General features: G+C 71.0%; 18 protein-coding genes. 6 read left to right on the top strand and 12 right to left on the bottom strand.

All coding sequences use genetic code 11. The annotated features are described in order from the left end of the window. Window positions 1-6 precede the first annotated feature (6 nt). Both MO1_RS09560 and MO1_RS09555 read left to right on the top strand, forming a co-directional pair. Window positions 7-1,794, top strand: coding sequence for a sensor histidine kinase (locus MO1_RS09560; protein WP_060915902.1), 1,788 nt, complete (start codon window positions 7-9; stop codon window positions 1,792-1,794). A 9-nt stretch (window positions 1,795-1,803) separates the two neighbouring features. Continuing rightward, complete coding sequence (locus tag MO1_RS09555; RefSeq protein WP_060915901.1) at window positions 1,804-2,451, top strand: TrmH family RNA methyltransferase; 648 nt, start codon at window positions 1,804-1,806, stop codon at window positions 2,449-2,451. Between the two features lie 3 nt (window positions 2,452-2,454). Here the strand turns inward: MO1_RS09555 and MO1_RS09550 are convergent, their stop codons facing one another. Then, window positions 2,455-3,117, bottom strand: coding sequence for a response regulator (locus tag MO1_RS09550; RefSeq protein ID WP_036309563.1), 663 nt, complete (start codon window positions 3,115-3,117; stop codon window positions 2,455-2,457). Continuing rightward, complete coding sequence (locus tag MO1_RS09545) at window positions 3,110-4,753, bottom strand: sensor histidine kinase (protein ID WP_036309564.1); 1,644 nt, start codon at window positions 4,751-4,753, stop codon at window positions 3,110-3,112. Before MO1_RS09545 ends, MO1_RS09550 begins: the two co-directional genes overlap by 8 nt. Window positions 4,754-4,925: 172 nt before the next feature. On the opposite strand from MO1_RS09545, the gene citH reads away from it, so the two are divergent. Next, complete coding sequence (gene citH, locus MO1_RS09540) at window positions 4,926-6,443, top strand: citrate transporter CitH (protein ID WP_036309565.1); 1,518 nt, start codon at window positions 4,926-4,928, stop codon at window positions 6,441-6,443. 13 nt (window positions 6,444-6,456) lie between these two features. On the opposite strand, the gene MO1_RS09535 is transcribed toward citH, so the two are convergent. The 6 genes from MO1_RS09535 to MO1_RS09510 are packed head-to-tail and all read right to left on the bottom strand — an operon-like array spanning window position 6,457 to window position 13,118. Further along, window positions 6,457-7,881, bottom strand: a complete 1,425-nt coding sequence (locus MO1_RS09535; protein WP_060915900.1) for an AAA family ATPase — start codon at window positions 7,879-7,881, stop codon at window positions 6,457-6,459. Window positions 7,882-7,941: 60 nt separating this feature from the next. Then, window positions 7,942-9,261 carry an MATE family efflux transporter gene (locus MO1_RS09530; RefSeq protein WP_060915899.1) on the bottom strand — a complete coding sequence of 440 codons (1,320 nt, stop codon included), beginning with the start codon at window positions 9,259-9,261 and terminating at the stop codon, window positions 7,942-7,944. Between the two features lie 45 nt (window positions 9,262-9,306). Then, entirely contained in the window at window positions 9,307-10,731 is a 1,425-nt protein-coding gene (locus MO1_RS09525; RefSeq protein WP_036309572.1) for a rhamnulokinase, read from the bottom strand. Next, the gene (locus tag MO1_RS09520) at window positions 10,728-11,585 is read right to left on the bottom strand and encodes an alpha/beta hydrolase (RefSeq protein WP_060915898.1); all 858 of its coding nucleotides are present in this window, start codon (window positions 11,583-11,585) and stop codon (window positions 10,728-10,730) included. Before MO1_RS09520 ends, MO1_RS09525 begins: the two co-directional genes overlap by 4 nt. 7 nt (window positions 11,586-11,592) lie before the next feature. Continuing rightward, the gene (gene rhaI / locus MO1_RS09515; protein ID WP_060915897.1) at window positions 11,593-12,759 is read right to left on the bottom strand and encodes an L-rhamnose isomerase; all 1,167 of its coding nucleotides are present in this window, start codon (window positions 12,757-12,759) and stop codon (window positions 11,593-11,595) included. Then, complete coding sequence (locus MO1_RS09510) at window positions 12,756-13,118, bottom strand: L-rhamnose mutarotase (RefSeq protein ID WP_036309577.1); 363 nt, start codon at window positions 13,116-13,118, stop codon at window positions 12,756-12,758. The genes rhaI and MO1_RS09510 overlap by 4 nt, the downstream gene beginning before the upstream one ends. Window positions 13,119-13,237: 119 nt before the next feature. Between MO1_RS09510 and MO1_RS09505 the strand changes: the two genes are divergently transcribed. After that, window positions 13,238-14,239: a LacI family DNA-binding transcriptional regulator gene (locus MO1_RS09505; RefSeq protein ID WP_076708558.1), complete on the top strand. Its 1,002-nt coding sequence runs from the start codon at window positions 13,238-13,240 to the stop codon at window positions 14,237-14,239. 95 nt (window positions 14,240-14,334) lie between these two features. Here the strand turns inward: MO1_RS09505 and MO1_RS09500 are convergent, their stop codons facing one another. Beyond that, complete coding sequence (locus MO1_RS09500) at window positions 14,335-15,285, bottom strand: hypothetical protein (RefSeq protein WP_060915896.1); 951 nt, start codon at window positions 15,283-15,285, stop codon at window positions 14,335-14,337. Between the two features lie 362 nt (window positions 15,286-15,647). Between MO1_RS09500 and MO1_RS09495 the strand changes: the two genes are divergently transcribed. Beyond that, the gene (locus MO1_RS09495) at window positions 15,648-17,942 is read left to right on the top strand and encodes a rhamnogalacturonan lyase (protein WP_370670641.1); all 2,295 of its coding nucleotides are present in this window, start codon (window positions 15,648-15,650) and stop codon (window positions 17,940-17,942) included. 63 nt (window positions 17,943-18,005) lie between these two features. On the opposite strand, the gene MO1_RS09490 is transcribed toward MO1_RS09495, so the two are convergent. Together MO1_RS09490 and MO1_RS09485 are read right to left on the bottom strand one after the other, a co-directional pair. Continuing rightward, on the bottom strand, window positions 18,006-19,310 hold the full coding sequence (locus MO1_RS09490; protein WP_060915894.1) for a cellulase-like family protein: 1,305 nt from the start codon (window positions 19,308-19,310) through the stop codon (window positions 18,006-18,008). Further along, window positions 19,307-22,531, bottom strand: coding sequence for a DUF5107 domain-containing protein (locus tag MO1_RS09485; protein WP_060915893.1), 3,225 nt, complete (start codon window positions 22,529-22,531; stop codon window positions 19,307-19,309). Before MO1_RS09485 ends, MO1_RS09490 begins: the two co-directional genes overlap by 4 nt. Window positions 22,532-22,624: 93 nt before the next feature. Between MO1_RS09485 and MO1_RS09480 the strand changes: the two genes are divergently transcribed. Then, a complete protein-coding gene (locus MO1_RS09480) occupies window positions 22,625-23,488 on the top strand; it encodes an AraC family transcriptional regulator (protein ID WP_060915892.1) in 864 nt (287 codons plus the stop codon). A gap of 48 nt (window positions 23,489-23,536) precedes the next feature. Here MO1_RS09480 and MO1_RS09475 read toward each other — a convergent pair whose 3' ends face one another. After that, window positions 23,537-24,319 (bottom strand): alpha/beta fold hydrolase, encoded by a 783-nt coding sequence (locus MO1_RS09475; RefSeq protein WP_060915891.1) that lies wholly within the window; start codon window positions 24,317-24,319, stop codon window positions 23,537-23,539. Window positions 24,320-24,749 lie beyond the last annotated feature (430 nt).

Raw genomic sequence — 24,749 nt, 5'->3', positions numbered from 1 at the left:
GACGGGATGAGCGTGCGATCGGACGAGCAGGCGACGCGGCGACGGCCGCCTCGTCTGCTGCTGCGGTACCTCGCCGCCGGCCTCCTCCTGGTCATCGCCTCGGTCGGCAGCACGCTGTGGCTCGCGCAGACGGCGGAGTACCGCTTCGACCAGCAGTCATCGGATGCCGCCCTCGCCCGGAACGAGCAGATCCTCGACGAACTGACTCTCTGGGCGGGCCGGCATCCGACCTGGGACGGAGTCGGACCGGAGCTCCTCGAACTCGCGCACGACACCGGCCGGCGGATCGCGCTCGTCGGGGGTGACGGAAAGCTGATCGCCGACAGTGCGCCGACTCTGCCGCGGCCCGAGGAGTCCACCTCCACCTTCGATCCGCTCGAGGAGTACGCCGAGCCCGGCACCCTCCAGCTGCGCCTGCACCGGGGGATCGTCGGGCCGTTCGGCCTCAGTGACGCGCAGCAGGCAGCGCTGACCGCCCGCGCCGCCGACGTCCGCGCCTGCCTGGGCGAGTCAGTCATCGGCTCGACCGTCTGGGCGACGGGACGCCCGGTCGTGTGGGCCGCGGACGATGCGCCCGACTGCGGGCGGACCCGGCTCGACACCCCGCTGCCGTCCGAGCAGAGCGCCCTCGACGACCTGCGCGACCTCACGAACCGGTGCCTCCTCGATGCCGGCGCACCCGCGATCGATCGGATCGCCCTCGACCTCTCCTCCACGTCGGCGAGAACGGAGCTCGCGTTTCGCACCGACCCCGCAGCGACGGATGCCACCGCCGAATGCCTCCTCCGCGCGCAGGCGGACCAGGCCTCCGCGTTCACGGCGCCGACCGTCCAGATCGTCCTCACGGACCTCCGGGGAAACCTCCGCGGCCCGTTCGACGCCAGCCCAGGGACGATCGCCCGGCTCGCGATCGTCGTGGTCGTTCTCCTCGCGCTCCTCGCCGCCGCAGCCGCCATCATCCTCGCGCCGACCCTCCGCAGCGCGCGCAAGCTCGAAGCCGCCGCCGATCGGTTCGCCGCGGGGGAGCGCGCAGGCCGGAGCGGAGTCGGCGCCAAGGAGGACCTCGCGCACGTCGGCGCGGCGTTCGACCGGATGTCGGCGGAGATCGCCGGTCACGAGACCGCCCGGCGTCGCCTCCTCGGTGACGTGGCACACGAACTGCGGAGCCCCCTGACGAACATCCGCGGATGGGTCGAGGCCGCCGACGACGGTCTCGGCATGAGCGATGCCGAGCTGCGGCGCCTCGTGCTCACCGAAGCGGGACGCATGGAGACCATCACGCGCGACCTGCAGCTTCTCGCGCTCGCCGAGACGGGTGACCTCGCCGTCGACTTCGCGCCGGTGGATGCCGCCGAGGTCGTCCGGAGGGTCGTTGCGGCCCACCTCGCTCGGGCTGCGGCCGCCGATGTCGCGCTCGTCGCGGAGGTCGATGGCCCTCTGCTGATGCGCACCGATGCCTCGCGTCTCGGGCAGATCCTGAGCAACCTGGTGGGCAATGCTCTCCGCCACACCGCCGCGGGCGGGTCAGTGCGGGTCGGCACGGGTGCGACGGGCGGAACCGTCCGCTTCGAGGTGATCGACGACGGCGAGGGCATCGCCGCCGACGACGTGCCGTTCGTGTTCGACCGGCTGTGGCGGGGAGACCCCGCGCGCACGCGGTCGGGCGAGAGCTCCGGACTCGGGCTGTCGATCGTGCAAGGGCTCAGCCAGGCGCTCGGCGGATCGGTCGAGGTCACGAGCGAGGTGGGTGCCGGCTCCCGCTTCACCGTCTTCCTGCCGGGGTCACCCGACTAACCTGGACCGGTGCCAGACCCGATCGATCCCGCCGCCGGCGACGCCGAGCCGCAGCTCCCCGTCGGCGTCGGTCCGTGGCCCGGCGGTCCGGATGCCTGGCCGGACGATCCGCGCTACGACCGCGAGCTGCTGGAGACCGGTGATCGACGGAACGTCGTCGATCAGTACCGCTACTGGACCATGGCGGCGATCGTGGCGGATCTCGACCAGAAGCGGCATCCGTTCCACGTCGCGATCGAGAACTGGCAGCACGACATGAACATCGGCTCGATCGTGCGCAGCGCCAACGCGTTCGGCGCGTCCGAAGTGCACATCATCGGCAAGCGCCGCTGGAACCGGCGGGGCGCGATGGTCACCGATCGCTACCAGCACGTCCGCCATCACGAGGATGTCGCGGCCTTCACGGCGTGGGCGGATGCCGCGGGTCTCCCGGTCCTCGCGATCGACAACGTCGACGGGTCGGTGCCCGTCGACCGGGCGGACCTACCGGAGCGGTGCGTCCTGTTGTTCGGGCAGGAGGGCCCCGGGCTGTCGCCCGAGGCCCTGGCCGCGGCATCCGGCGTCATCGAGATCACCCAGTACGGGTCGACGCGGTCGATCAACGCGTCGGCTGCCGCCGCCGTGGTCATGTACGAATGGTGCCGCCGGTTCGCGTGACGTTCAGTCTGCGCCGCTCGCCGCCAGGCGGAAGCGGTGCTCGGGGCGGCCGGTGGTGCCGTAGCGGAGGCTGATCTCCACCAGCCCGCGCGAGGCGAGCGCGGTCAGGTGACGTTGCGCGGTGGCCCGGGAGATGCCGCCCCGCTCCGCCACTTCACTCGCCGACGCCTCGCCGTCGGTGAGCGCAGTGAGGATCGTCCGCTCCGTCGCCGAACGTGACAGCGACGCCTGCTCGGGTGCGCCGCGGAGGGCCGTTGCGGCACGGTCGATCTGATCCTGCGTGAGCGGAGCGGAGTCGGAGAGAAGGTTGCGGTAGCGCGCGTAGCGCTCGAGCCGGTCGGCGAGGGTCCGCGCCTCGAACGGCTTCACGAGATAGGCGAGTGCTCCTGCGCGGAATGCGCGGCGGACCGTGCGGGCATCCGTCGCGGCGCTCAGCACGAAGGCGTCGACGCCGCACGAGCGAACCACCTCGATGCCGTCGCCGTCGGGGAGGTACACGTCGGCCAGGACCAGGTCGGGGGAGTCGGCGCGGGTGGCGCTCAGCGCCTCGGCCGCCGTGCGAACCGGATCGAGCGAGACGAAACCTCGGATGCCGGCCACGATGTCTCGGTGCACGCCCGCGACGCGGAAGTCGTCGTCGATGATCAGTACCCGGATGTCACTCATCGTCCGTCTCCTCGTTTCCTGACGGGCCGCCCATCGCGCCGGGCAGGCGTGCCCCGAACACGGCACCCGAGCCGGCGCCGCCGGCGTCGATGATCCACACCTCGCCGCCACGTCGGCGTGCGATCTCGCGGGACAGCGGCAATCCGATTCCGTGCCCGTGGACCGACGCGTCGGTGTCGGAGCTCGTCCTCGCCGCGAACACGGCGCTCGGGTCCGCCACTCCGCCGCCGGAATCGGCCACGGTCATGACCAGCTCACCGGTACCCGATCCGTCGAGTTGGTCGAGGAGCGTCACCTCGACCCACGGATCACCGACGGATGCCGCGGCTGCCGCCTGCGCGGCGGTCACCGCGTTGCCCACGAGGTTGCCGAGGACGGCGAGCGCGTCCTCCACGTCGAGGAGGGAGCTACGCAGCAGGGTGTCCTCGCCGACGCGCAACTCGACCCCGCGCTCGCGGGCGGTCTCGGCCATCGCCCCGAGGAACGATTGCAGGACTGGGTCGCTCACGGCATCCAGCCCTGTGACGCGGAGGTCGACGGCGCCGCGTCCGGACACGTCGCGGAGGAAGTCCCGCGCCTCGTCGGCGCGGCCGGCGTCGATCAGGCCGGAGGCCGCGTGCAGGCGATTGGCGAACTCGTGGCGCTGGGCGCGAAGGGCGTCGGTCAGGGTGCGGACGCCGTCGAGGCGTTCGGTGAGGGCGAGCAGGTCGGTGCGGTCGCGGAGGACTGCCGCGGTCCCGAGTGCTCGCTGGCCTCGGCGCACCGGGCGCACGTCGACGTAGATGATGCGGTCGCCGACAGGGAGTCCCGACGCGGCCCCGCGGGCGAGCGCGTCACGCACGGCGTCAGGGACGGGTGCGTCGCGGAGGCGGGTCCCCGGCTCGACGCCGGTTCCCAGCATCCGCGTCGTCGCGTCGCTCCACACGCGGACGACGCCGTCCGCGTCGACGGCGACAAGGCCGTCGTCCGAGCTCTCGAGGACGGCGGTCTGGGTCTGCACGAGCGCGGCGAGCTCTTCGGGCTGGAGGCCGAGGGTGACCCGCTCGAGTCGGCGACGCAGCAAGAGCGCGGCGATGACGCCGAGCGCGAGGGCGACGAGGATGGCCGCTGCGATCCCGGTGATCAGGGTCGGCAGATCGTCGAAGACGCTGGCGCGCTCGAAGCCGACGCTCACCTCGCCGACGGGGCGGTCACCGCTCGTGGGACCGTACACCGGGACCTTGGCGCGGGCGGATTCACCGAGCGTGCCCGACTCCCACGTCACGACCTCGCGGCCGGCCAGGGCGTCGGCGAAACTCGTGCTCACCACCTGCCCGAGCCGGTCGGGGTCGGGGTGTGCGAGGCGGATGCCGTGATCATCGGTGATGACGACGAAGAGGACGTCGGTGCGGCTCGTCACGCCGGCGGCGTATGCCTGGAGCGGGCCGGTGCGGAGGGACGGGGCGTCGGGCGTGCCAGGATCCGCAGAGTACTCTGCGACGAGCTCGCGGACATCGGGCGCGGCGGCGACGCTCCGCGCGATGTTCAGCGCCGAAGACTCGGCCTCGGCGCGCAACTGCTGCACGCCCAAGAAGAGGAATACCGCGGCACAAGCCGCGACGACGCACACCTGCGTCACGAGCTGGAGCACCAGCATCCTGCTACCGAATCGCATCGCGTCACCTCCTTGCGCACAATGAGCGAAAGCCAGGTTACGCGCACAACGTCGGGGAATGAGCGTTAGCGCGCGCGAAGGGGCGCCCCGTCCCTACGCTCGCGGGACCAGGTGCCATTTCCCCCCGGCGCCGCTTCACGACGAAGGAGTCGCGATGAGCATCGTGCATACCGAGGCAGTCGAGTACCCCGTGGCGTTCACCCCACCGGACACGATCCTCGTCATCCTCGGGTTCGTGATGGTGCTGACCTTCATGGCGCTGATCATGACCCGGCGACTGACCCCGATGGTCGCGCTCATCACGGTGCCGACGATCTTCGGCCTGTTCGCCGGTGCGGGCCTCGGCCTCGGCGACATGGTCATCGACGCGATCGGCGATCTCGCGCCCACGGCAGCGCTGCTGATGTTCGCGATCATGTACTTCGGCATCATGATCGATGTCGGGCTCTTCGACCCGCTCATCCGCGTCATCACCCGCCTGCTGGGGGACGACCCCGCCAAGGTGGTGCTCGGCACCGCGATCCTCGCCGGAGCGGTCTCGCTCGATGGGGACGGGTCCACCACCTTCATCATCACCACCTCTGCGATGCTGCCGATCTACCTCCGCCTCGGCATGAGCCCCGTTGTCCTGACCTGTGTCGCCGGTCTCATGAACGGCACGCTCAACATCGTCCCGTGGGGCGGTCCCACGGTGCGCGCCGCGTCGGCGCTCGGGCTGCAGCCGACCGACATCTTCGTTCCGATGCTGCCCTCGCTCGCCACGGGCCTCGTCATCTCGCTGCTGTTCGCCTGGTTCCTCGGCCTCTCGGAGCGCCGTCGCCTCGCCGGATCGGTCGACACCTCGCGCCTCGAGGGCGCCGGCGACGGTCGTCTCGGCGCGCCGCGACTGTTCCGCGGCGCGGAGAGCAAGCCGGGTGCCCGCGCGCACCTGCGCACCGGCAACATCGTCACGGTCCGGGGCGCCCGCTCCGCCGTCGACGCCGCCAAGCTGGTCGACACGGCCGACACCGCGATGGCCGACACGCTGCTCGACCCGAACCGGGCCACGCTCCGCCCCAAGCTCATCTGGTTCAACCTCGTCCTGACCCTCGCCGTCATGGTGATGCTCGTGCTCGACATCTACCCGCTGGCCTACGTCTTCATGGTCGGCGCGGCCGTCGCGCTCATCGTCAACTTCCCGCGGCTGAAGAACCAGGCCGACGAGATCGTCGCCCACGCCCCCAGCATCGTCGGCGTCGTGTCGATGGTGCTCGCCGCGGGTGTGCTCGTCGGCGTGCTCAACGGCACCGGCATGGTCGACGCGATGGCGAGCTGGGTCACCCAGGTGATTCCGCCGTCACTCGGACCGTTCATGGCCGTGATCACCGGCATCCTGTCGATCCCGTTCACGTTCTTCATGTCGAACGACGCGTTCTACTTCGGCATCCTGCCGATCCTCGCCGAGAGCGCCTCGACGTACGGGATCGAGCCGGTCGAGATGGCCCGTGCCTCGATCACCGGTCAGCCGGTGCACCTGCAGAGCCCGCTCGTCCCCGCGATCCTGCTGCTCGTCTCGCTCGCCGGTGTGAACCTCGGCGACCACCACAAGAAGGTGCTCTGGCGGGCGGTCATCGTGTCGCTCGTGATGCTCGCTGTGGGTGTCCTCGTCGGGTCCATCCCGCTGATGGCCTGAGCCCGCTGCGAAGTCAGGCGAACACGCCGAAACTCCGGCCGCCCTCGTCGCCCGTCGCGGCGGCGTCGGCGGCCGCATCCCCGCCGAACAGCACGCGCGAGATCCCGCGGGTGTCGTCGAGCATCGCGTCGAGAGCGACCGCGAGGTCGTCGTCGGTCACGTCGCGACCGTCGGTCACGGCGCGCAGCACCGCACGTCGCACGACCTCCTTCACGAAGGATGCCGTGACCCCCTCGGCGCGCTCAGCGGACTGACCCAGCGCGTCGGCCGAGAACGGCAGCTCGCCGCCGTACACCTGGAACAGGCGCTGCCGGGCCGGCAGATCGGGCAGCGGGATCTCGAGGGCGAGGTCGACGCGGCCGGGCCGCGCGGCCAGAGCGGGCTCGAGGATCTCGGCCCGGTTCGTCGTCAGGACGAAGGCCACGTCGGCGTCCCCGTCGAGGCCGTCCAGCGCGTCGAGCACCTCGAACAGCAGCGGCTGCAATCCGAAGTCACCGCGGTCCGCGGCCACCAGGTCGACGTCCTCGAGGACCACCAGGGCAGGGCTCATCGCACGGGCGAGCGAGGCGGCCTCACCGATCAGTCCGAGTGCGGCCCCCTGCAGGAGCACGACCGTCGTCCCCGGTGTCTCGTGGATGAGGTGACGGATGGTCAGCGTCTTGCCCGTTCCGGGAGGGCCGTACAGGAGGACGCCGCGCTTGAGGTGCTGCCCGCGGGAGCGCAGTTCGTCGGCGCGACCGCCGATCTCGACGACATGTGCGCGGATACGGTCGAGCAGCCCTTCCGGCAGGATCACCTGGTCGGCGGTCACCGTCGGCCGCTCGAGGAACGTCATCCGTCCGATGCCGCTCGCCCCGTACTCTCCGCGCGCGAAGCTCACGACGTTGCCACGCACGACACTGAGATCGTTCATCAGGCGTCGCGTCTCGGCGAGGAGCTCCGAGGCGACCTCGGGCGACGCGGCGACGACGTCGAGAGACGCCGTCTCGCGACCCGACTGCGGGTCGGCGGCGCGCTGCAGGGCGGCCACCGGCATCCCGTCGACGCGGAACATCCGTAGGGCGGTCGACTTCGTCTGCCGCGTCGTCTCGGGCCCGGTGGGGACCGACACGTACTCGACCGGACCGGGCTGGATGCGGGCGTAGGGCGACGCGAGCAGGCCCGAGAACTCCTCGTGCCGCAGATGCCTGCCTCCGCGCAGTCCGATGACCTCGGCGTCGTCGCCGGCCAGGGCGTCGAGGGCGAGGTCGAGATCGACGAGGCGGTGCGGCGGGACCGCTTCGGACACCATGGGCAGTCCCGTCGGGTCGGCGCCGAGATGGTCCCGGACGCGCTCGCCGAGCGGCGTCAGCGGAGCCTCCTCGGCCTCCGGCATCCGGTTCAGTCGCTGCACCAGCCGGTGCAGGTCGTTCAGGAAGTCGTCGTCACGGGGATCCATGACCGCACTCTAGGGGAGCCGGGTGACACTGCGGGGGCGGCACGGATGCCGCGGATCCGGTCACACGGCGACGCGAAGCCACTCCGAACGGCGCACGCGCCAGCCGAGCGTGCCGAGACGGGCCAGCATGTAGACGCCGAAGAAGCAGGCCGCGAGCCAGGCGAGTCCGCCCGCACCGCCGGGGTGCAGGGCGATGACGATCGCGAGCGCCGGCAGGTACGGCACGAGGTTGAGGCCGCCGGCGATCGCCAGGTACTTCGCGTCGCCCGCTCCCATCAGCACGCCGTCGAGGACGAACACGACGCCGCAGACCGGCTGCGCGAGGGCGAGCACGAGGAGGGCCGGCTGGATCAGCCCGGCGAGCTCCGAGCTCCCCGTGAAGGCGATGCCGATGACGCCTGACAAGGCGGCGATGGCCACCCCGACGATGACGCCGAACCACGCGCCCCACGCGACTGTCCGACCGAGTACGTGGCGCACGAACGGTTCGTCGCCGGCGCCGAGCCCGCGCCCGATGAGCGCCTGCGCGGCGATCGCCAGCGCATCGAGGGCGAACGCCGCCGTCGAGAAGATCGTGAATGCGACCTGCCACCCGGCGAGCTCATCCGTGCCGAGACCCGTCGCGACGGCCACCGTCGCGAGCAGCGCGATGCGCAGCGACACCGTCCGCAGGAACAGCCAGCCGCCCGACTTCGCCGACCCGCGCACGCCGTCGCGCTGGGGCAGGACGGATGCCGAGTGGCGCCGCGCGAGGCGTCCGATGACGACGACGTAGGCCGCGACCATGCCCCACTGCGCGGCGACGGTGCCCGCGGCGGACCCGGCGATGCCCCACCCGAACCCGTAGATGAACAGCCAGTTGAGCAGCGCGTTGGCGCCGAAGCCGAGGCCCGCGATCCAGAGCGGTGTCACGGTGTCCTGCATGCCGCGCAGCAGTCCGGTGGCGGCGAACACGATGAGCATCGCGGGCAGGCCCCACATCGACAGCGCAAGATAAGTCACTGCCTGCTCGGCGACCTCGCGGCTCGGCCCGAAGAGGTCGACGAGCCACGGCGTCGCGAGCGATCCGAACAGAGCGAGCAGGGCGCCGAGACCCAGCGCGAGCCAGAGTCCGTCGATGCCGACGCTGACCGCGTTCTTGCTGTCGCCGGCACCGAACTTCCGGGCGACCGCCGGAGTCGTCGAGTACGCCAGGAACACCATCAGTCCGACGATCGTCTGGAGCACTGCGCTGGCGATGCCGAGGCCCGCGAGAGGCACGACGCCGAGGTGTCCGATCAGGGCGGCATCCACGATGAGGAACATCGGCTCGGCGACCAGCGCGCCGAGCGCAGGCACGGCGAGGCGCAGGATCTCGCGGTTCAGGGTCGGCGCAGGCATGATTTTCAGCCTAGGGGTGACGGACGGTCGGGCTCGGTCGCGGGCTCACCCGGCGTGTGGCTCGTGCCGACGGGGGGTGTGCGTGCGGGCGACGAGGTCGCGCAGCGACTCGAGCGAGCCGGGCAGGATGCCGGCGGCGCGGGCCTGTACGAGGATGTTCCCGAGTGCGGTCGCCTCGACCGGACCCGCGAGCACGGGGACGCCCGCCCGGTCGGCCGTCCGCTGGCAGAGCAGCTCGTTGAGCGAACCGCCGCCGACGATGTGGATGACGCGCACGTCGATTCCGCCGATCCGTCCGGCCTCGTGTGCGGCATCGGCGAACGCCTGCGCGAGCGACTCGATGATGCTGCGGGCGATCTCGGCCCGGCTCTGCGGCGCCGGTGCCCCGTGCTCCTCGCACCACGCCACGATGCGGGCGGGCATGTCGCCGGGGGGAAGGAAGCGACTGTCGTCGACGTCGAAGACGGTGGCAGGAGCGGTGACTGCGGCTGCCGCCGCGAGTAGTTCGCCGAGCTCGACGTCGTGACCCTCGCGCTGCCAGCCGCGGACCGTCTCGCTGAGGATCCAGAGTCCCATCACGTTGCGGAGCAGCCGGACGCGTCCGTCGACTCCGCCCTCGTTCGTGAACTTCGCCTCCCGAGCGGAGTCCGTGAGAACGGGGCGGTCGACCTCGACCCCCACGAGACCCCACGTGCCGCAGGAGATGTATGCCGCGTCGCCCGACGTCATCGGCACGGCGACGACAGCGGATGCGGTGTCGTGCGACCCGACAGCGGTCACCGCGGTCCGGGGCGCGCCGAGGCTCGTGGCGACGTCGGCGGTGAGCGTGCCCAGCCTCTCGCCCGGCGAGATGAGTGGGGTGAGGAGGTGCTGCGGCAGTCCGAGCGCGGCGGCCAAATCGGCATCCCACTCGCCGGTGTCGGCGCGAAGCAGCCCCGTCGTCGATGCGTTGGTGCGCTCGGTGCGCGCCTGCCCGGTCAGCCAGAACCCGATCAGGTCGGGGATGAGGAGGGCGTGGTCGGCGAGCTGCAGTACCGAACGGTCCTCTGCGGCCAGCTGGTACAGCGTGTTGAAGGGGAGGAACTGCAGACCGTTCCGAGCGAAGAGGGCGTCGTGCGGATGCGACGCGTGCACGGCCTCGACGCCCCGCGCCGTGCGCTCGTCGCGGTAGTGGAACGGCTCGCCGAGCATTCGCGAGCGTGAGATCAGGCCGTAGTCGACGGCCCACGAATCGACGCCGATGCTCGCGATGTCGGCGTCCGTCCGGAGGGCTGCGCGGAGACCCTCGAGGACCGACCCGTAGAGTCCCAGCAGGTTCCAGTGCAGCCCGTCCGCGACACGAACGGGCTCGTTCGCGAAGCGTGCGACCGTCGTCGTTTCGAGGACGTCCGCGGCGACGTGCCCGACGATCACTCGACCGCTCGTGGCCCCCAGATCGACGGCAGCGACGGCGCCCCGCGCGGAGCTCACGGGGTGAGCGCCGTCAGCCGCGCGGCGAAGCGGGCCAGGGTGAGGGATGCGGCATCCCCTTCGTCGGGGCGGTTCAGGTGACCGTGGTCGGTACCCGGCTCGATCACGTGCTCGACCTCGCGGCCGGCGGCGGCGAGCGTGCGGGCGAAGTGCTCGCTCGAGACGCGCAGTTCGTCGACGTCGCCCGCGACGATGAGCGTCGGCGGGAACTCGGCCAGATCCGCCGTCGAGGCGAGTCCGGGGATGGCTCCGAGGGGTGCATTCACGACGGACCCGCCGAGGTAGTTCTCGTACATGCCGCGGACGGCATCCGGTCCGAAGCGGTCCGCCTCGGGGCGCGCATCGAGCGCGGCGCGGAGGTCGCCCTCGGGTTCGGGCTGCTCGGCGAGGAGCGTCGGATAGGCGAGCAGGACGAGCGCCGGCAGCTGCCGATCGGTCTCGATCAGGCGGAGCACCGCACCGGCCGCGATGTTCGCGCCCGCGCTCGCCCCACCGATCGCGAGCCGTGCCGGATCGACGCCGAGCGTCGCGGCCTCGGCGAGCACCCACTCCCACGCGGTGAGAGTGTCGTCGGATGCCGCGGGGTACCCGGCGCGCTCGCGGCCGGGCTCGGTCACGGGAGCCTCCCACCCGTCAGGTAAGGGCGCCAGGCGGTAGTCGACGGAGAGGACCGTGGTCCCGGCATCCGCCAACGTCCGGGCGACGTAATCAGCCTCGGGCATGTCGATGTCGCCGGCCGCGAACCCGCCGCCGTGCAGCCAGACGAGTCCCGGAGTGGGGCGGTCGAGGACGCGCGCGGGGTAGACGCGGACGACGCCGCCGGCCGCGCCGTAGGGGGTGGGGTTCTCGCTCATCGGACGATCATGCACCCCAGCCGGCCTGCGTGCCGCCGACGCGCTCGTCGGCGATGCGCTGCAGGTGACCGGATGCCGCGAACGCGGCCATCGGGTCGGCGGGAAGCCCGCGCGACTCGCGCCACTCTGCGAGGGCGGGGCGGACGTCGGTGTAGAAGGCGTCCATGAGGATGCCGTTGGCTCCGAGCACGTCGTTGGCCCGCTGCGCGGCATCCAGGGCGTCCCGGTCGATGAGGAGCGCGCGCGCCGTCATCTCCTGCACGTTGAGCACGGAGCGGATCTGGCCGGGGATCTTGTCCTCGATGTTGTGGCACTGGTCGAGCATGAAGGCGACGTCGGGGTTGTTGAGTCCGCCGCCGCGGACGACCTCGGTGAGGATGCGGAACAGCTGGAACGGATCGGCGGAGCCCACGATGAGGTCGTCGTCGGCGTAGAAGCGCGAGTTGAAGTCGAAGGACCCGAGCTTTCCGAGACGCAGAAGCTGCATGACGATGAACTCGATGTTGGTGCCGGGGGCGTGGTGGCCGGTGTCGAGGCAGACCATCGCCTTGTCGCCGAGGGCGGCGACCTGGGCGTAGGACGTGCCCCAGTCGGGAACGTCGGTGTGGTAGAACGACGGCTCGAAGAACTTGTACTCGAGGACGAGGCGCTGTGCGTCGCCGAGGCGGGCGTAGATCTGCTGCAGCGAGTCCTGCAGGCGGTCCTGGCGTCCGCGCATGTCGTTCTGACCGGGGTAGTTCGATCCCTCGGCGAGCCAGATCTTGAGGTCGCGCGACCCGGTCTCGTGCATGATGTCGATGCACTCGAGGTGGTGGTCGATCGCCTTCCGGCGAATGCTCTCGTCGTGGTGGGTCAGGGCCCCGAACTTGTAGTCCTCGTCCTGGAACGTGTTCGAGTTGACGGTGCCGAGCTGCACCCCATGGTCTTCCGCGTGGCGACGGAGCGCGGCGTAGTCATTCACCTTGTCCCACGGGATGTGCAGGGCGACGCTCGGGGCGAGGGCCGTGTAGCGGTGGACCTCGGCGGCATCCGCGATCTTCTCGAACGCGTCGCGAGGGGTTCCGGCCGTCGCGAAGACACGGAACCGTGTGCCGGAGTTGCCGAACGCCCAGCTGGGCAGTTCGATCGACTGGCCTTCGAGCTGACTGAGGATGGCGGCGGACAGCGTCGTCATGAGGGATCGCTTTCTGGAACGTCGGCGGAGTCCGCCAACTGGTCGTGCAGGTTGAAGACTTCGGCCAGGGGGGTTGCCGCCTGGTCGGGGCGGCCGTCGAGGCCGACGAAGAAGCGGCCCATCTCGGCCTCCCAGTGCGCGGCGACGGGGGAGGCGGCCAGGTACGCCTGCGCGGCGGTGTCGTCGTCGACTTCGTAGTAGCCGAAGAGACGGCCACCGTCACCGAGGAACAGCGAGTAGTTGCGACGACCGGATGCCGCGATCTCGGCGAGCATCTCGGGCCAGACGGGCGCGTGTCGGGCGACGTACTCGTCGACGAGCGAAGGGTCGATCTGCAGCTGGAAGGCGACGCGGGTCATGTCACTCCTTCGTGAGGGCCGGCGGGTGTTCGAGGGCGATTCGTCACGGCAGGCACCGTGAAACGATTCAACCTCGAGAACAGTAACGTGGGGGCGAAGCATTCGTCAAGGCAGGTCATGTGGCAGTCAGTGTGAAGGACGTCGCTCGCGCGGCGGGAGTGTCGGTGGGGACCGTGTCGAACGTCCTCAACCGGCCGGAGAAGGTCTCGCCGGCGACCGTCGAGCGCGTGCACGCGGCGATCGCCGAGCTCGGTTTCGTGCGCAACGACGCCGCCCGACAGCTGCGCGCCGGACGAAGTCGGACGGTCGGTCTCGTCGTCCTCGACTCGGCTAACCCGTTCTTCGCGGAGGTCGCCCGTGGCGCCGAGGAACGCGCCGCCGAGCACGGCGTCACGGTCCTCCTCGGCAGCAGCGGACAGGATGCCGCCCGCGAGAACGCCTATCTCGACCTGTTCCGCGAGCAGCGCGTCAACGGTGTGCTGCTGACGCCGCTCGCCCTCGACGACGCCCGGACCGAGAAGCTCGAGACCGCCGGCGTCCCGATCGTCCTCGTCGACGCCGAAGCCGACGGCGAGCTGCCCTCGGTCGCCGTCGACGACGTCGAAGGCGGATACCTCGCGGTGCAGCACCTGTTGGCGCAGGGGCGCCGACGCATCCTCTTCGCCGGGGGCCCGGCATCCGTCCGTCAGGTCGCGGACCGACTCGAGGGCGCTCGACGCGCGCTCGCCGAGGTGCCCGAGGCGAGCCTGGAGGTCGCGTCGACGGAAGAGCTCACCGTGCTCGCCGGCCGGCTCGTCGGCGAGGAGCTCGCGAAACGAGATGCTGCCGGCAGACCCGACGGCGTCTTCTGCGCCAACGACCTGCTGGCGGTCGGTGTGCTGCAGGGCGCCGGCATCCTCGGGTCGCTGCGCGTGCCGGAGGACCTCGCCCTCATCGGCTACGACGACATCGACTTCGCGCAGGCGACGGTCGTGCCGCTCAGCTCAATTCGGCAGCCCGCGCGGGAGATCGGAGCCGCCGCCGTCGATGCGCTGTTCTCCCTGCTCGAGGACCCGGATGCCGCGCCGCAGCGCATCCGCTTCCGCCCCGAGCTGGTCGTCCGCGCCTCGACCGGGGGGTGACCCGGCGCCTCGCCGAGCCCACCCTCTGGTCGCGCGTCGGGGGTGGGGTGGATGCCCGATGGTGATGGATGCCGGGCGGTGATGGATGCCGGGTGTCAGCCGGTGTGCGCGGCTGACCGCACCAGTGAGGTCAGGAGCGCCGCCACGTAGTCGCGATTGTCGTCGTTGATGCCGGGAAGCGTCGGGGCGAGATGGTTCGGCGTGACGCGGAAACCCTTCGCCTCGGCATCCCACGTGATCGCCCCGATCTCGTCGAGGGGAGTGCGGTCGAGGTCCTCCATGAGGTCTCGCGAGTAGAGCGCCGCGTCGGTGATCGCGATGCCGTAGACGCCGACGAAGGTCGCGCTGGAGAGCGACACGAGCACGCGCTCGGATGCGGGGAGCTTCCACTTCGCGGCGAGCTTCGCGATCCCCTTCGCGTTCTTCGGGCGTGACGGCAGGAGGAAGTCGGACGACAGCCTGCTCGCCAGGACGAGCTCCTCCACCGTCGCGGGAGCCTCGACGCGCTGGTCGGCCACGGCGACCGTCCCGCGGACGGTGTCAATGACGGCGGACACGTAGCGCGCGACGGCAGGCCGTTCGTCGACCGCCAGAACCCGCTCGGTCGGAGCGAGGTCGACCGCCGCGTCGCCGACGCGGAGCGCGGCGCCGTCGATTCGGACCTCGGACGTCCCCAGCGAGGCGAGGCTGAACGGTCTCGGATCGAGCTCGTCGACTCCCTCGACATAGACGGTGCGGTCAGTGACGAGCACGCCCTTGGAATGGCGGCGACCGAGCAGGTCGATGGTGTGGAAGCCCCAGAACAGGATCGGCAGGTCGCCGTCGGAGACGGCTGCCTGCAGGTACAGCTGATCGACCGCCTTCCAGAAGACCACTTCCGCGTCGTCGTACTCGGGGTGGTCGGTCTGTCCGGCGCGGAACACGAGGCGGGTGATCTCCTCAGGAGTTTCGATCGCCGCAACCTCCTCGCTGAGGCGCGCGAACAGGTCGCGCCTCGCCGCGCTGAGGCCGTCCAGGTAGTCGGAGAGGGTGCTCGGTCTGGGCATGGCGCTTCCCGTTGTCGGTTCCGGAGTTCGTGCTCATTGTGGCGGAGTTCGAGCCCGCGTGTCGCGTTCGATTGGCGGCGTCGCGCTGGGTGGGCTCGGTGCGCCCGCGTCACCCGCACGCCGCACGCCCAGTGCAGGGTCAGCGCCAGCATGCGGCCGGAATCGAGCGGGCCGGTGAGCGGATGACCTGCACTCGGCACATCCTCGACAGATGCCGCGACCCGGGTTGCACGCGCGAGTCATGCCGTCTCGGCGAGCGGGCGGTGACCGTGCGGCATCCATTGACACGATTCAATGCGCGACCTAGGCTCGGCGAACGACTGGGGAAACCGCATTCCATCACGAGTTCAAGGGTGAACAGCATGAGAAGACCCGTCCGCACATCCGTCGTCGCCGCGCTCGCCGCAGCGGCCCTCCTCGTTCCGGCTCAGGCCGCGATCGCGCACCCCGGCCACGGCCCGGGGAAGCCGAAGCCCGGCGCCTCGCCACAGCTCGAGAAGCTCGACCGCGGCCTCGTCGCCCTGCCGGGCGAGGACGGCATCCACCTCACCTGGCGCCTCTTCAAGAGTGAAGCGACCGGCGCGTCGGCGACCGGACTCACCGGCACCGACTTCGTCGTCAGGCGCGATGATAAGCGCATCGCGACCGTCACCGACTCGACGACCTACGTCGACCCGGACGGCACCGACCGCTCAAAGTACACTGTCTCTCCGCTGCAGGGCAAGCGCGAGGGCAAGGCATCCGAGAAGGTGACGGTGCAGGGGTCGCCGTTCCTCGACATCCCGCTCACGAAGCCCGCCGACGGCGTCACGCCGGCCGGCGAGGCGTACACCTATTCCGCGAACGACGTGTCGGTCGGCGACGTGGACGGCGACGGCGCCTACGAGTACGTCGTCAAGTGGGACCCGTCGAATTCGAAGGACGTCTCCCAGGTCGGCTACACCGGCCCGGTCTACATCGACACGTACGAGCTCGACGGCACGCTGCTGAACCGTATCGACCTGGGCGTGAACATCCGCGCGGGTGCGCACTATACGCAGTTCCTCGTCTACGACTTCGACGGCAACGGCAAGGCCGAGATCATGATGAAGACGGCCCCGGGCACGAAGAGCACGGAGTTCAAGAAGGGCAAGGCCAAGAAGGCCGAGTACGTCACTATGCCGAAGGCCGACCGTAAGGCCGGCTACTCCCACTCCGACGACTACCGGATGAGCGCCGACGACTACGCCGCCCACCTCGCCGATGTCTTCCAGGGCTGGTCGGAGCGTAAGGAGGTCGTCTCGGGTCAGTGGCCCGCCACCATCGAGGAGGCGCTCGGCACCGAGCCGACCCACGACTACCCGCTCTCCCGCGCCGACGCCGAGGAGCTCGTCGACTACTTCATCGACGTCTACGCGCCGTCGCGCTCAGGGAGGAACGTCCTGCGAAACTTCGAGGGCTTCATCGTCGACGGTCCCGAGTACCTCACGGTGTTCGAGGGCAAGACCGGCAAGGAGCTCGAGACGGTCCGCTACGAGCCGGGTCGCGGTGACGACGGCCTGCTCTGGGGCGACTACGCGATGTCGCGGATCGAGCCGGGTAACCGTGTCGACCGCTTCCTTTCCGGAGTCGCGTACCTCGACGGGACGCATCCGTCGGCGGTGTTCGCTCGCGGCTACTACACGCGCTCGACGGTCGCGACGTACGACTGGAACGGCAAGCACCTGACCAAGCGCTGGCTCGTCGACAGCGGTCACGTGCCGATGACGAATCCGTTCAACGACGGCCCGCACGGGCGCGACGGTACCGACCCCGAGTACGGCACGCTCACGACGCAGGGCTTCCACAGTCTGAGTGCGGCGGACGTCGACGGCGACGGAAAGCAGGAGATCGTCTACGGCTCCGCGACCCTCGACGACGACGGCAGCCTGCTCTACTCGTCGTTCGACACGATGCCCGAGGGCAGCGCGACGCCCGGTGAGAACGTTCGTCTCGGACACGGCGACGCGATGCACGTCGGCGACTTCGATCCGAACCGCCCCGGCAAGGAGATCTTCACCGTCCACGAGGGCGGCGCGTACGCCCCCTACGGCACGGCGATGCGGGATGCCGCAACGGGCGAGGTGCTCTTCGGCGCCTACTCCGGCAAGGACACCGGCCGCGGCATGGTCGGCGACGTCCGCCCGGACGTTCCCGGCGTCGAGGTCTGGTCGAGCATGCCCGCGGGAACGGATGCCTCGGGTCTTCTCTCCGCGGACGGCGACGTCCTGCAGTCCACGAACCCCGGCACGAACATGTCGATCCGCTGGGCCGGTGACCTCACGACGCAGATCGTGAACGGGGCGCAGACCGTGACCCCCACGATCGACGACTGGGCGCGCGGGACGATGCTCACGGCATCCGGAACCCTCACGAACAACGGCACGAAGGGCAACCCGTCGCTGGTGGCGGATGTCTTCGGTGACTGGCGTGAGGAACTGCTCGTGCGGACGGCGGACTCGTCGGCGCTGCGCATCTACGTTTCGACCGAGCCGACGGAGCACAAGCTCTACACACTGATGCACGACCCGCAGTACCGGGCCGAGATCGCGCGTCAGCAGACGACCTACAACCAGCCCGCGTACACGGACTTCTACCTCGCGTCCGACATGTCGTTCGCGAAGGTCCCGCTGCGCTGAGTGGTGACGTGAGGAGGGGCGGATGCCGGTGGCATCCGCCCCTCCTCCGTTGCCGGAGCTCCGTCAGCGCGAGCGCACGAGCGCGTTCACGCGCTGCTGCCAGTCGCGCAGCTGCCACATCGGGTGGTGTGGGGCGGCGTTCGAGCAGAGGACGACGCCCCAGACGCCGCGGTCGAGGGCGGTGCGGATGCCGTGTTCCGCCAGCTCGCGACCGGTCTCGGACTCCTCGAACCCGCCGTGCAGCGGCGTGTAGCCGACCCAGCCCTCGCCGATCAGCGCCGGTACGCCCTGCCAGCGCGCCCACTCGGCGATCGCGATCACGCGGGATTCGATCTCACGGTGCATCACCTCGGCGTAGCGCGGGTACTCCGTGTCGAGCCAGGCGTCCCAGGCCGCGGCATCCACCCAGTCGTAGCCGTAGATCATCTGGTCGGTGACGACCGTCGCGCGAAGCTTCCACTCGGCGGGGCGGCCGTACTCGTCGGGGGTCGGCGCGTCGGGCCGCAGGAGCGCGCGCAGCTCGGCGTTCGGGAAGTCTCCGCTCCCCTCGGAGCGGATGTCGATGCGCTTCTGCAGCGCATCGAGCACGCCGTAGCTGTAGACGTGGCACTGCGCGGCGCCCAGCCCCGCGGGCAGCTGGTGCATCGCGAGGTGCGGCGGCTTGCCGATGCTCGCCGTCACGATGAGATCGGGATGCCGCTGTTGCAGTCCCTCCAACGCGGTCGCCCCGCCGTCGGTCACCGCCGGGAGGATCGAGAAATCGACCTCGTTGTGGATCTCGACGAGGGCGACGAGGTCACGGGCGCCCTGTGCGTCGATCCACGCGAGCATCCGGTCCCACGCGTCCGCGAGCACCCGGTAGCGGTCCTCGAACGGCACGGCGTCGATGGCCTCGAACCATCGGGGCGACGCGGCGAGCGCGCAGGACTGCTGGTACTCCCAGCTCGACAGGATGAGCACGAGGCCGTGCCGCCGTGCGGCGGCAAGGAGCGCGGCGAGGTGCGCGTGCACGTCGATCGCATAGCCGCCGGGTGTGTCGTACCAGCGCGTGCGCTGCCCGTAATAGCCGCCGGATGCCGTCTGCCCCAACCCCTCGATCCGCAGGTCGCGGGCGAGGTCGTCGAGGCCCAGGTCGCCGAACAGCAACAGGGGCGCCGCGCAGATCCGGATCGCGTTGTAGCCGAGCGAAGCGGCGTCGGCGCACCCGGCATCGAGGTCGGCGTACACGTCGCCTTCTCCGGCGCGGGTGTACCAGGAGAAGTCCCACAGGGTGATGGCGAGACGGTTGGGGAGGTGAGCGGGCACCGGGCCTGTCGGCCCGTACGGGGTCTCGGGGAGATTGCCCGACCCCAGGTAGCGATCGGTCATGCGTTCATCCTCTCGTTCGCGATGGTGCGGCCGTCGGTGGCCAGGTCGCGCAGCGCGGCCGCGTGCGCCCGGCGCCGGTCGGCAGTGTCCAGGTCGAACACGAGCAACTCCGGCAGGGAGGTTGCGAAGTAGTCGACCTCGTCGGGTGCCGCCTCGATCTGCGCGGCGCGCGCATCGAGCGCGTCCCAGATCGCGTCGGCCGCCGAGGTCTCGCCGAGGCGGGTGTGGGCGACGCCGATCCAGAACGTCGCCTCATCGGCGGGACGCGGAGCGACCGCGAGCGGCGTCGCCGCACAGGCCCGCTCCCAGGCGGCGCGAGCGGCGGCACCGTCGCCCGCAAGGCGGTGCGCATCGCCGAGGGCCACGAACCGTTCGCCCTGAGGGACGGCAGGATGCCTCCCCTCGCCGAGGTTCGCCGGAGCGGCGATCCCCGCCTCGAGCAGGGCGATGGCGGCATCCGCTCGTCCCTCGGCGCATGAGCGTCGCGCCAGGAGGCAGGCCGCGCGGTCGTAGGCGGCCAGCACGATCCCCTCGCCGCCCTCGAACGGGCGGAACACGCGCGTCGTCAGGATGCGCCACGCATCGTCGACCCGGTCTGTATCGAGCAGAAGCCCCACGTGGCTGATGGCGAGGTCGTCGCGGGCATCGAGCGCGGCGGGGTGGCGTTCCATGAGCGCGAGGCGGGCGGCGGCATCCGTTCCCGTCAGCTGCGCGAGCAGGTCGCGCTCGAGGACGAGACGCGGGTCGGGGCGGTGACCGAGGCCGGCCTCATACAGGTCGGCCGCCTCGGCGGGGTCGCCGCCGGTGCGGACGGTCGCAAGGGCGAGGTTGCGCAGCGCGACGGGGTCATCAGAACCCAGGTCCCGTGCGCGCTGGAGAGCCGCGCGGGCGTCGTCGTCGCGCCCGGCGTCGAGCAGCCAGGCGCCGAGCATGGCCGCGGCGGCGGAGGATCCGGCCGCGGCGCCCGCCACGAGGGCATCGTGCTGGTCGAGTCCGGCGGGGAAAGCGCCGCCCAGATCCAGCCGATCGGCTGCGCTGCGCTCTGCGGCGGCGAGGTCGGGGCGACCCGCGGCATCCGCCCATGCGGCGCGCAGGATCAGCCGGACCGGCTCGAGGTTGCCGAATCCGGCGTCGCCGGTCGCCTCGCGTGCGGTCGCGGCGAGGGCCTCGTCGAGCGCGCCGGCGCGGGCGAACTCGGCGCCGGCGTCGAGCGCGGCGCGCGGGTCCGACGGTGCCGCGCCGGTGAGGCAGACGGTGATCGGGTCGAGGGGGTCGGTCGCGATCAGAGCGTCGAGTGCCGCCCGATCGTCCCGCCCGAGCCGGCGCAGGGCGAGCACGCGAAGGCGTCGTGCCTCGGCGATCGGCCCAGCGGTGTCTGCCAGTCGGAGGGCGTCGGCCGGTCGCCCGTCCGCCAGCGCGAGTCGGGCGCGAGCGAGGGATGCTGGTGCCGCCCACACCGCGTTCCACGCCGCACGCGCGAACCGGCGATCGGCGTCGATGCGCTCGCCGAGCCGCTCGAGCGCGAGCCCGAGCAGGTAGTGCGTCTCGCCGTCGCGGGGGTTGAGGTTCCGGCGCGTCTCGCGGGCGACGGCCGCCTCGAGGTGCTCGCGCGCCGCGGTGTACTCGCCCCGCGCGAGGCGCCAGGAGCCGAGCATCGTGTGAGCGCGGCCGTCGTCCGGATCGCGCCGCAGCACCTCGCGCAGGTAGGGGAGGGGCGACCGGGTGGGATGCCGGTACTGCACCAGGTGGGTCGCGGTGAGCAGCAGCTCGTCGGTGCCCGCGAGGCGCTCGGCCGGCTCGGGCGCTGTCGCGACCCAGGGCTCGGCGGGCGCCGCGTCGCGCCGGACCCATCGGACGAGCGTCGCATCTCCAGCGACCAGCCCCACCGCGATCGCCGTCCCGGCGACCTCGATGATGGCGGGGGAGTCGGGTCCGACGGCGACGTCGAACGTCTCCTGCCCGCCGCCGTCGACCTCGACCTCGACGCGGGCCGTCCCGTGCGCGTGCGTTGTGATGACCCCGACCCGCGATCGGCCGCCGTCGGTCGTGACCGAGACCGCGGCATCCGTCGTCGCCTGCCGCGCCGGACCGATCGCGTGGATCGGGAACCAGTGCTGCGAGAACGTCTTCGTCTCGCCGGGGACGAGCCACGCGAAGTCGGGCTGGTTGTCGGTGTAGACCCCGGCCATGAGCTCGACGTATGGGCCGTCGGTGTCGGTGAGCTGGTCGTCCCAGGCGCGGCCGATGGGGCCGTCGCCCCAGGTCCATTGCTTCTTGCCAGGCGAGATCGCCGGGTCGGCCCAGTGCACGAAGCCCGCGTCGGCGGCGTGGTCGTAGCCCCCGAAGAAGCCGTCGTCGGTGTCGGTGATCATGTACGACGTGGGGACGGGGATGTTGCTGTAGACGTCGATGCGGTCGGCGTCGGGGCGCTCGGCGGCGAGGGCGGGGTAGTCGACGCCGTAGTACGGGCGGTCGGCGCGGGGGAACGCGGTGATCGCGCGGCGGGCGTGGTCGGCGACGTAGTGCACGTCGTCGGGGAAGAACGACTGGTACCGCTCGTGTGACCGGGCGGCGACATTCGCCCACCACAGGAAGGTCTGCGGTACGTCGGTGCGGTTGTGGAGGCGCACGTCGAGCTCGATGAGCGACGAACCCGGGCGCAGGCGCACGCCGTGGACGCCCCGCATCCGTTGCAGGGGGTCGAGGTCGCTGTGCCAGACGATCGCGCTGCCGTCGTCCTCGCGCTCGATGCGGTTGTCGACGGGGAGGAACGTCGCCGGGCGGTGGTGCTGCGGCCAGTTGAACTCGACGCCGCCCGAGATCCACGGACCGGCGAGGCCGACGAGCGCCGGTTTGATGACGTTGTTCCGGTAGAAGAAGTCGTAGCCCGCGACCTTGTCGTAGCCGATGTGGATGCGTCCGCCGAGCTCGGGCAGCAGCATCAGCCGGACGTACGCGTTCTCGAGGTGGATCGCCCGCCACACCCGCGGGTGTTTCTCGTGCGAGATCGCCTCGATCATCGGCAGCGGATAGACCCGCCCGCTCGAGCCCTGGTAGACGCGCCGGTCGAGGAACGCGGGGTACGGGTCAGGATCGCCGGGCTCGTAGGTGTCGATGACGACGTCCTCGGTCCAGCACGCGACCCCGCCGTCGGCGAGTAGCGCCTGCTGGTCGGCGGGGGCGTCGGGGAGCTGGATGCGGCTGGGCGCGGCGTCGGGCATGGGGCGAATCTACGAGTGTCGAGGCGGCGGGGCCATGGGCGGGGATGCGGGCGGCCTGGACGATCCGCTGGTGCGGTGCGGCAGGATGGGGGGATGCAGCGGGCGGAAGGGTTCGAGCGGCAGCGTCTGAGCGTCGTGCCGCGTCCGGTCGTCGAGGCCGCCCTCGCGAAGCCGGTCACCCGGCGGATGGTGGTGACGGATGCCGGCTACTTCCCGCGCGCGACGGGTCACGGGCGCCATCGCCCCACCGGCGCGCCCGAGACGATCGTCATCGTCTGCGTCTCGGGGGCCGGGTGGGTTGACGCGGGCGGTCAGCGGACGCGCGTCGGGTCGTCGACGGCGATCGTCATCCCCGGCGGTGTGACGCACTCCTACGGGGCGGATGCCGGTGATCCCTGGACGATCTGGTGGTGTCACGTGCGCGGCTCGGACGTGCCGGAACTGGTCGGGGCCGCGGGGGTCTCGGCGGACCGTGTGGTGCTGCCGCTGCGCGCCGTCGACCGGGCGACCGCCCTGCTCGACGAGATCTCGACCTCGCTGGCGCGAGACACGACGCCGGCGCGGATGGTCGCGGCATCCGGGATGGCGTGGCGGCTGTTCACGCAGCTCGCCGTCGACCGGCTGCTGCCCGAGCACGGGACGCCCGTCGAGCGCGCGCTGCGCTACCTCGAGGACCGCATCGATGGCACTGTCCATGTGGGCGAACTCGCAGCGATGGTCGGGGTCTCGCCCTCGCACCTCGCCGCGCTTTTCCGCGATGCGACCGGCGGCGGTGTCATCGCGCACCACCTCGCGCTGAAGATGGCCCACGCCCGGCACCTGCTCGATGGGACCGACCTACCCGTGGCGGAGGTCGCGCGCCGCGTCGGCATGGACGATGCGTTCTACTTCTCGCGGAGGTTCCGCGTCGCCCACGGAGTGTCGCCGACGGCGTATCGGGGGCAGGGGAAGGGGTGATCGGCCTACGGTGACGATCGCAGTCGCCGGCAGAGCAGGCCGCGGATGCTAGTGGGTGCCGTCGAGAATGAGTCGGGTCGCTTCATGCGCTGCGTCCCATTGCGGAAAGTGGCCGCAGCGCTCGAACCAGTGCAGCTCGGCGTCCGGGAACAGTTTTGTGGCGCGAGCGGCCTGGCGGGGTACCGTCACCAGATCGCGCCGCCCCCACCCGATCGTGACCCGGCCAGGTACCGTCCCGGCCGGTGCGCCCTGTTGCTTGGGTCCTTTTGTGAGGGCGTTCATGGCGGCACCGGTCGACGGCGAATCGGCCAGTCCGCGCACGTCCGGCAGCACGGTCTCGGGCGAGAGGGCCCACGGCCGCGCCGACAGCTGCGCCAGCAGCAGAGCCCGTCCGACGGGGTTGCCTAGGAGGGTCGGCAGCATGCCTCGCAGCGCTCTGACCAGAGTGATCGAGGGCCGCAACGTGGCGCCGAAGACGATGAGCTCGCGGTGACTCCAGAAGCCGCCCGGGTCCAACGCCACAGTGTCACCGCCGACCCCGCGCCGCGCGAGCTCGAGCACGATTCGGCCGCCCATCGACTGGCCTGCTGTCGAGACCCCGTCCAGCCCCTGCTCGCGGATGAAGTCCGCGACAGCGTCGGTCAGCGTGGCGATCGAGACCTCACCGGCCAAGGGCGGTGTCTCACCGAACCCGGGTAGGTCGACAGCGATGACCTCACGGTGTTCCGCCAGTCGGTCGAGGATCGGTGTCCAAGACCGCCACCCCGCGCCCAGGCCATGCACGAGCAGCAGAGGGCTGCCGTTCCCGCGTCGAATATGGTTCAGCGTCACCCAGGCAACGCTATCCCGCGCGGATCTGGGGAGGGCCGGATTGTCAGAAGCGGAACGACTCACGCCGCTCTCGCGTGGCGCTCGTAGCGCGTGGGCCTGACCCACCCACGAGCTGTGCACAGGATCTGTCACCGTTGCGTCCGCTCGACGATGAGCTGGGCGCCGCGCCCAGCCACCTGAAGGAATCCCGCGAACGGCTGGCATCATGAACCTGAGCTGACTCCGACGGACGCGTCCGTCTGCTGTCATCGTCATCGTCATCATCGAGGACGTACTGCTGCCACTTATCGCGGGCGCGGCGGGTATTGCCAAACACGAGGGTGAGTACCGACACGACCAGCACGATGGATGCGGGCACGAGGAGACTCCAGAGGGCTGTCCCGTCCCGACTCGTCAGCGAGAACGACAGCCATACGAGCAAGAGCCCGAA

Origin of the sequence: Microbacterium oleivorans NBRC 103075, assembly GCF_001552475.1 — a bacterium.
GTDB lineage: Bacteria > Actinomycetota > Actinomycetes > Actinomycetales > Microbacteriaceae > Microbacterium > Microbacterium oleivorans.
The sequence above is the reverse complement of the archived record's forward strand: the minus strand, read 5'-3'. Positions and strand labels throughout refer to the sequence as shown.

Excerpts from the sequence above, each read along its gene's own strand:
- MO1_RS09495 (WP_370670641.1), top strand. The coding sequence starts at position 15,648 with ATGAGAAGACCCGTCCGCACATCCGTCGTCGCCGCGCTCGCCGCAGCG.
- MO1_RS09520 (WP_060915898.1), bottom strand. The coding sequence starts at position 11,585 with ATGAGCGAGAACCCCACCCCCTACGGCGCGGCCGGCGGCGTCGTCCGC.
- MO1_RS09490 (WP_060915894.1), bottom strand. The coding sequence starts at position 19,310 with ATGACCGATCGCTACCTGGGGTCGGGCAATCTCCCCGAGACCCCGTAC.
- MO1_RS09560 (WP_060915902.1), top strand. The coding sequence starts at position 7 with ATGAGCGTGCGATCGGACGAGCAGGCGACGCGGCGACGGCCGCCTCGT.
- MO1_RS09500 (WP_060915896.1), bottom strand. The coding sequence starts at position 15,285 with ATGCCCAGACCGAGCACCCTCTCCGACTACCTGGACGGCCTCAGCGCG.
- MO1_RS09550 (WP_036309563.1), bottom strand. The coding sequence starts at position 3,117 with ATGAGTGACATCCGGGTACTGATCATCGACGACGACTTCCGCGTCGCG.
- MO1_RS09545 (WP_036309564.1), bottom strand. The coding sequence starts at position 4,753 with ATGCTGGTGCTCCAGCTCGTGACGCAGGTGTGCGTCGTCGCGGCTTGT.
- rhaI (WP_060915897.1), bottom strand. The coding sequence starts at position 12,759 with ATGACGACGCTGTCCGCCGCCATCCTCAGTCAGCTCGAAGGCCAGTCG.
- citH (WP_036309565.1), top strand. The coding sequence starts at position 4,926 with ATGAGCATCGTGCATACCGAGGCAGTCGAGTACCCCGTGGCGTTCACC.
- MO1_RS09485 (WP_060915893.1), bottom strand. The coding sequence starts at position 22,531 with ATGCCCGACGCCGCGCCCAGCCGCATCCAGCTCCCCGACGCCCCCGCC.
- MO1_RS09480 (WP_060915892.1), top strand. The coding sequence starts at position 22,625 with ATGCAGCGGGCGGAAGGGTTCGAGCGGCAGCGTCTGAGCGTCGTGCCG.
- MO1_RS09530 (WP_060915899.1), bottom strand. The coding sequence starts at position 9,261 with ATGCCTGCGCCGACCCTGAACCGCGAGATCCTGCGCCTCGCCGTGCCT.
- MO1_RS09535 (WP_060915900.1), bottom strand. The coding sequence starts at position 7,881 with ATGGATCCCCGTGACGACGACTTCCTGAACGACCTGCACCGGCTGGTG.
- MO1_RS09510 (WP_036309577.1), bottom strand. The coding sequence starts at position 13,118 with ATGACCCGCGTCGCCTTCCAGCTGCAGATCGACCCTTCGCTCGTCGAC.